Consider the following 6,322-nt stretch of genomic DNA (forward strand, 5'->3'; position numbering starts at 1 on the left):
AGCTCTTCAGCGCCGATGGTAGTTGGGGGTTTCCCCCTGTGAGAGCAGGACGCCGCCAGGCAAGCAGAGAGGACAGCGAAAGCTGTCCTTTTTTTGTTTACCGGAATACCGGATCCACTGCGTAATAAAAAGCGCCTTCCTTTATTGATAAAGGATGGCGCTTTTTTGGTTGGTCGTCTAAAATTTATAAATTTTAGACGACCTCTTTTTAGCTGCTAACAAGCTGCTTTTCCTTTTGTCTTAACGTCTAAAATATAGTCTAAAAACTTTGTCTAAAATATTTAAATATTTTAGACAAAAAGTTATAATACAGTATAAGTATTTTGTTCAGATAAGGGACAGTAAAGATTTTAAAGAGTATCTGGGAAGGCAGTAACCGTTTAAGAAAGGAAAATAGATGAATGAAATTAGGGTACGCACGAGTCAGCACCGTTGGGCAGGACCTAGAAACCCAAATTGAAACGCTGAAATCAGCAGGTATAAAAGAAGATCAGATGTTTATCGAAAAGATATCAGGCAAGAAAGGAACTGACAGACAAGAGCTAGAAGCTCTTCTTAAGCATGCTCGTGCTGGTGATCATATTTATGTCACCAAAATTGATCGTTTGGCTAGAAGTATTTTGGATTTAAATAAAATTGTAAATGAGCTGCTTGAGCGTGACATCAGTATTACTTTTCTTCACCACAATATGACCTTCCAAGCGAATGCAAAAGATGATCCTTTTCAAATGCTCCTCTTCAATACACTGGGCAGTTTCGCACAATTTGAGCGTGATATGATTGTTTCCCGAACTGGTGAGGGAAGAAAAAGAGCCATGAAGAACGGCAAAAAAATGGGGAGGAAGGGGCAACCAGCCAGCAACATTGAACAAGCCCTTGAATTATTTAAAACAAAAGAAGAAAGAGAAATGACGGTTTCGGATATATCTAAAATAACAGGCGTACCCAGATCCACTATTTATGCTGAATATAATAAAGCAAAAAATAAAGATTGTTGATGAAAAACACTATGTGCTAAATTCAAATAATAATTTTTTATAAAAAAGAACCTCCGTAATTATCGAGGTTCTTTTTTATGGCCTTTTAATTATTAACTGATTTTATTCATTTACTTTGGATTGAAAGTATTTTTAAGAAGCTGATTCACTACTTCAGATTTAGCACCTTTCCCCCGTGGCTTTGCAAATTCATCTAACAAGTCCCAGACATCCTGATCCAAATACACTGTTAAAGGTCGCTTTTTCTCTTTCTCAGTAGAGCTTAATAGATCTTCTAATACGCTTTTTGGATCCTTAACAGCATCATTACTTTTAATTTTAACATCCTCTTTACTTTCTAAGTTGTTTTCCACACCATCATTAGCTGTATTCTTCGATGTTTTTTTCGATATATTATCTAAATTTGGAGGGTTAGATACGCTATTAAAACTAGCTGCAGCTTTTAGTAAAGGGTTTTGTTTTTTATTACTCATTTCCTTTTATCTCCTTCCATAATTCAAAATAATTACTGGCCATGTCGTTTCTTTTTTCTAGTAATGTTGCCGGCTTACCCTGAAACGCTACAGAGGAAGCAAATCGGATGCTGCGCGGTATGTACGTATCAAACAAGCGAATATCATTTTCATCACAGTATTTCCGTGTTTCCTGTAGAACATATTGGTGAAGTGTAGTTTGGTAATTGACCATAGTAGCTACCACGCCCAACAATTTTAAATCCGAATTAAAGGTATATCCAAAATTTGAAATGGTATCAAGAACCTTCATTAAAGAACGCATGCTGTAGCTTTCCGGTGAAAAAGGAATCAACACTCCATCAGCAAAAGCAAATACGTTTCCTACCATTAATGATAAGGAAGGAGGTGTATCGATAATTATGTAATCATACTGTTCTCTCAAAACTTCGCAAGTATATTTCATGATTAAAAAAGGTTCTTTGTATTTATTTTTATTACCGATTACTTCCCAATCAAACTGAATCAGATCATCATTTGCAGGAAGAATATCAATGTTTTCATGCACGTTGATAATGGCTTCTACCGGATCAAGCTGTTCAATCAAAACACTGTACAATCCATAATTCAACTCATCTGGATTAACACCAAAACTAAGGGCAACGTTTGCTTGGTTATCAGAATCGATTATTAAAACTTTATGTCCTTCTGTGGCGAGCACACCTGCTAAATTCGTAGCAGTCGTACTTTTCAATGTACCGCCTTTATTATTATTAATAGCGATTACTTTCACTTATATTCCTCCTTTTAAAAGGAAATTTAAAATTGATTTCCACATTAATTTTAACATAAAAAGCATCTGTTAAAATTAATGTTGCTTTTAATTTTAACATTAATTTTAATTACCGCGATAAAATCGTGTTGAACTGTTGTTATTACTGGATTTTTATTTGAATTTTGCACATTGTTTATTAAAAATAAATCAATGTTAATTTTAACATTGATTTTGCTTTTAAATTTAACATTAATTTTAAAAGCAAGATTAGTATAAAAAAGAGGGTGAAAATGAAAAGAAAAGCTTAGAAAACTTGTTGTTGTTAAACCTCATTGAATCGGGTATACTTGCCTTAAATTAAATGAACGGAACAAAAAAAAGCCTAAGCTGTATAAAGGAGTTGGCGCTCCATTTATACCGTATTACCGTGACCAACACTCACGGCAACACACTTGCTCAGACTCTTTAGAACTAACAATTTTATGCCCTTATTTTAGCGTATATAAACTGTTAGTTCAAGGGATTCTTCTGTATTTTTTAAAAGAGCGCTTGTCTTGCCGTATCCTTTTCCTGTTCTGCACTGCAGGGAAACGTTGCGGCGGGCAAGTGTTCTTTTTTGTGTCCAGAAGGAGCCAATTGATGATTACAATTATGCTTGATCGCGTGGACAAACGTAATTATGCCACGTTTAAAAACATACCTGCTATGCGAGAGTCTGTAAATAAACATATAAAAACTATTCAAGAAAGCGACTTATCGGATTTATGGAAGAGAAAGTTGATCCGTCTGCTAGACCACCTACGGGATCTCTCTCGGAATTTCCCCGGACTGTCTTTCCAATCGCAGCGGGCAGCAGCCAAAGATCTAGGGTTGAAAAAACCGGATACAGTTGGGATATGGCTGAAAAAATTAGCGGATATGGATATCGTTAAAATCCTGCCGACTAAGCGTTACTACAAAAACCAGCAAACCGTTAACTTTGTGCAGATTGTGCCGGTTGAAACAGAAACAGCGGAACTAAACGAGGATGAAAATAATAAACGGGGACTAGATGAAATTCCAAAACCGCATAAGGACGCAGATGCGGAAAACAAAAACGGGGAGCATGAATTCAAAATCTCTTTGAATTCAAAAACTAATATTAATATTACGTATAGACGTCTGGATGATTCTTTTACACCGAAAGTTGTTCCAGATGAATTTGTAAAGACGACAAAGCCTTTCTTTAGTGATGCAGAAGATATTTATGATCTTTGGAAAAAAGCTGCCCTTGTTTATCGCCAGTTTGATTTGCTACATGAACTGAAACAGTACACAGATATTGTAATTGATGCACTTAAACAAACGATCTATGCCCATAAACACCGGAAAATCCGGAAAGATTTTAAAGGCTATTTTTATGGAACCCTTCTTAAAATGTTTACATACCAAAAACGCCAAGAGACATTTGCCAGCCATCCGTCTATCTTTAACTGGCTTGAGAATCAGGAAGAAGAATCAGCAGGCAGTACACAAAATTGGCGTGTAGAAATTCAAGAATTGATGGCGAAGGAAGAACGAGATCTAGATTATTTGATTGAGGAAATTCCTTACTAAATAATCAAAAACCATTACTAGAAAAAAGAGAGAACCGGTCTGCCGAAAGCCGAAAAGCAAACGCAGCCAGTATGTTTTTTCTTAAAAAGAATCATGTCTTTTTTTAGCAAATGCTGTTTTTTGATATTCTTTTTTGAGTTGTAATGCATTATTTTAGGTGTCAAAAAATTAGACAGTGATCCTGTTTTAAGTGTCTAATTTTTTGACAAAATGGAAATTTTGCGTACCCACGAAAACGCTAGGCTCTGCCTAGTACCACCCTGAAAGTGGGGTCACGTTTTCCTTATGCTCTTTCTCTCTATAAAACAAAATATAAAAATGAAATCAATCAACACGATACCCCACAGCAAAAGTACATAGAAGATAAGCTGGAAGCTTGGGATCGTAAATTAATGCAGCAAGAAAAGGAAGCACAAATGGAGAAGAAAAAAGACTTCTTTTCTCGTCTATTCAGCTGATAAATGCTTAAATAAACTTCTATACTGCAGTGCAATAAAATACTAATCTGCTAAAGGGGAGAAGAAAAGTATGGCACATAAAATTACGTTAACGGGCAAGCCAGTGAGTGCATTACGATCAAAAAAGAACTTCTATACATTCGATATGGAGGAAAACGGTTCTCCAGCAGCCCCAAAGGGTCTTCCGAAAAGTTCAACCATTACATATACCGTTTTCATCAACCAGAAGCAGTTAAAGAAAGCTGGATTAACAGAAGAAAACATTCAGAATCAGAAGATTTTGGTGCAGGGAGAGCCTACATTAGATATTCCAGTGGACGATTGTCCGGGTGAGATCGGTGTGGTTTGCTTTCAAGTATCTGTGATTGCGGAAAAACAAGCAGAAGCAGTTAAAGAAGAGAAAGAACTCGAGAAAAAAGAAGAAGTGAAAGCAGAAGAGGAGCCAAAAGGGCCTGAGGGGACGGAAGATTTTATTTCGTTGGATCAGATCAAGGTGCCGGAAGAATTTCTGCAGTTTCAGCCGAGCGCTTACAAGACGCAGCTGGTTATGGACCATGTGAAACAGGCCGGAATCTTGGATGAGCCGATTACGATTAACCGTGAAACCAGTATGCTGATAGACGGATACCGGCGCTATGTTGTAGCCAAAAAACTCGATATGAAAACAGTCCCTGTCATGTACGAAAAAAATAGCGTAGAAAGCTGAATAGCGAGAAAGAGCATAAGGAAAACGTGCTATCACTTTCAGTGTTAGACTAGGCAGAGCCTCGTGTTTTCGTGATATCTTGAAATTTTGATTTTGTCACACAACATGACACTTAAAAAGCCATTTTGTCATTCAGTGTGACACCTAAAAATGTTTATTTGTCACTGAATATGACAGTTAAATGCTTGCTGTATTGACTAAAAAAGCAGATTGTATATTTATGCTTTTACGTATTCTAATAATATTATTTAACTAATCGGTTGGGTGTTTAAGAAATGAAAATGTATTGTTGTAAGGACATAGAATATCACGCTACTTTTAACTGTGATATTCATGAAAATCCCTTTGATTGTCCAGATCAGCTTATCTATTGCGACGAAAAGGAAAAGAACTTTGGATTAATTATTCATGACGGTAGCAGCTCGTTCATTGCTATTCAATTTTGCCCTTGGTGTGGAAGTAATTTAGAGCAGAAGTAAGGTGAATGAATAGTTGGGAGATAAATTCAATGAAATTTTTTGAATGGCAAATAGATATGATGGAAAGTTTAAAACCGTATGTAGATATTGAAAATAAGAGAATGGCTATCCTTACAAATGAAGATGATGAAATCCATATAGCTTTAGAATTTGATGAAGATAACAATTTAGTCATGCACCCAAGGTGGAATATAAACATTACTATTTTGGGTGATAAATATTTGAAATTCACCACAAACTCATAAAAGTATTTTGGTTAACGGAACTATTTATTTAAAGAGTTAATACAACATAAATGCAATTTTGTTGCATCGAAAAAGACGCCAGGTAGAAATCATTTCTACATTCTGAGCTTTTGCTCTTAAGAGCAAAAGCTTTTTTAAACTGGATCTATAGTGTTCCATGAAAAATACAGTTCATTCATCGATTCATCATTAAAGATGGTGAATCGCATTGAGAACAAAAAGGTAATTTAGGTAATAAAAACATTAATAAAGCTATTGAAATAGAAATTCATACATGGTATATTATTATCCGTCGCTAATACAGCGATGAAAAACAGCAACATTTCTTCTTTAATGATTATTAATCGAAAAATGTTGTTGACTAATAAAGTGGTTATATGATATGATATTTATCCTGTCGTAATGAAATACGGCATGATGATATAAGCTTTTGTTGTTTATGACAATTTATCGAAAAAACACTTTCGAAAAAAGTTGTTGACCTAAGCTTCTATATATGATATGATTAATTAGTTGCCTCTTGAGGCATTAGATGAAATTGATCTTTGAAAACTGAACAAAATAAACGTCAACGTTTTAAATTTTTATCTTCTATTAAAAACACCCCGTGTTT

The 6,322-nt window shown here is 35.3% G+C and carries 7 protein-coding genes; 5 read left to right on the top strand and 2 right to left on the bottom strand.

The features are described 5' to 3' along the window. Positions 1–401: 401 nt before the first annotated feature. Positions 402–998 carry a recombinase family protein gene (locus L2D08_RS23415; RefSeq protein ID WP_242237930.1) on the top strand — a complete coding sequence of 199 codons (597 nt, stop codon included), beginning with the start codon at positions 402–404 and terminating at the stop codon, positions 996–998. 110 nt (positions 999–1,108) lie between these two features. Here the strand turns inward: L2D08_RS23415 and L2D08_RS23420 are convergent, their stop codons facing one another. After that, positions 1,109–1,471: a hypothetical protein gene (locus tag L2D08_RS23420; protein WP_242237932.1), complete on the bottom strand. Its 363-nt coding sequence runs from the start codon at positions 1,469–1,471 to the stop codon at positions 1,109–1,111. Further along, positions 1,464–2,243: a ParA family protein gene (locus L2D08_RS23425; RefSeq protein WP_242237934.1), complete on the bottom strand. Its 780-nt coding sequence runs from the start codon at positions 2,241–2,243 to the stop codon at positions 1,464–1,466. The genes L2D08_RS23420 and L2D08_RS23425 overlap by 8 nt, the downstream gene beginning before the upstream one ends. A gap of 621 nt (positions 2,244–2,864) precedes the next feature. On the opposite strand from L2D08_RS23425, the gene L2D08_RS23430 reads away from it, so the two are divergent. The 4 genes from L2D08_RS23430 to L2D08_RS23440 all read left to right on the top strand — a co-directional run bounded on the left by L2D08_RS23430 (position 2,865) and on the right by L2D08_RS23440 (position 5,709). Continuing rightward, positions 2,865–3,821: a hypothetical protein gene (locus L2D08_RS23430; protein ID WP_242237936.1), complete on the top strand. Its 957-nt coding sequence runs from the start codon at positions 2,865–2,867 to the stop codon at positions 3,819–3,821. Between the two features lie 528 nt (positions 3,822–4,349). After that, a complete protein-coding gene (locus L2D08_RS23435) occupies positions 4,350–4,985 on the top strand; it encodes a ParB N-terminal domain-containing protein (RefSeq protein ID WP_242237937.1) in 636 nt (211 codons plus the stop codon). 281 nt (positions 4,986–5,266) lie between these two features. Further along, positions 5,267–5,464, top strand: coding sequence for a DUF6980 family protein (locus tag L2D08_RS24640; RefSeq protein ID WP_375337640.1), 198 nt, complete (start codon positions 5,267–5,269; stop codon positions 5,462–5,464). Between the two features lie 29 nt (positions 5,465–5,493). Continuing rightward, on the top strand, positions 5,494–5,709 hold the full coding sequence (locus L2D08_RS23440; protein WP_242237939.1) for a hypothetical protein: 216 nt from the start codon (positions 5,494–5,496) through the stop codon (positions 5,707–5,709). Positions 5,710–6,322 lie beyond the last annotated feature (613 nt).

The sequence above is a fragment of the Domibacillus sp. PGB-M46 genome, assembly GCF_022668875.1.
Taxonomy (GTDB): Bacteria; Bacillota; Bacilli; order Bacillales; family Domibacillaceae; genus Domibacillus.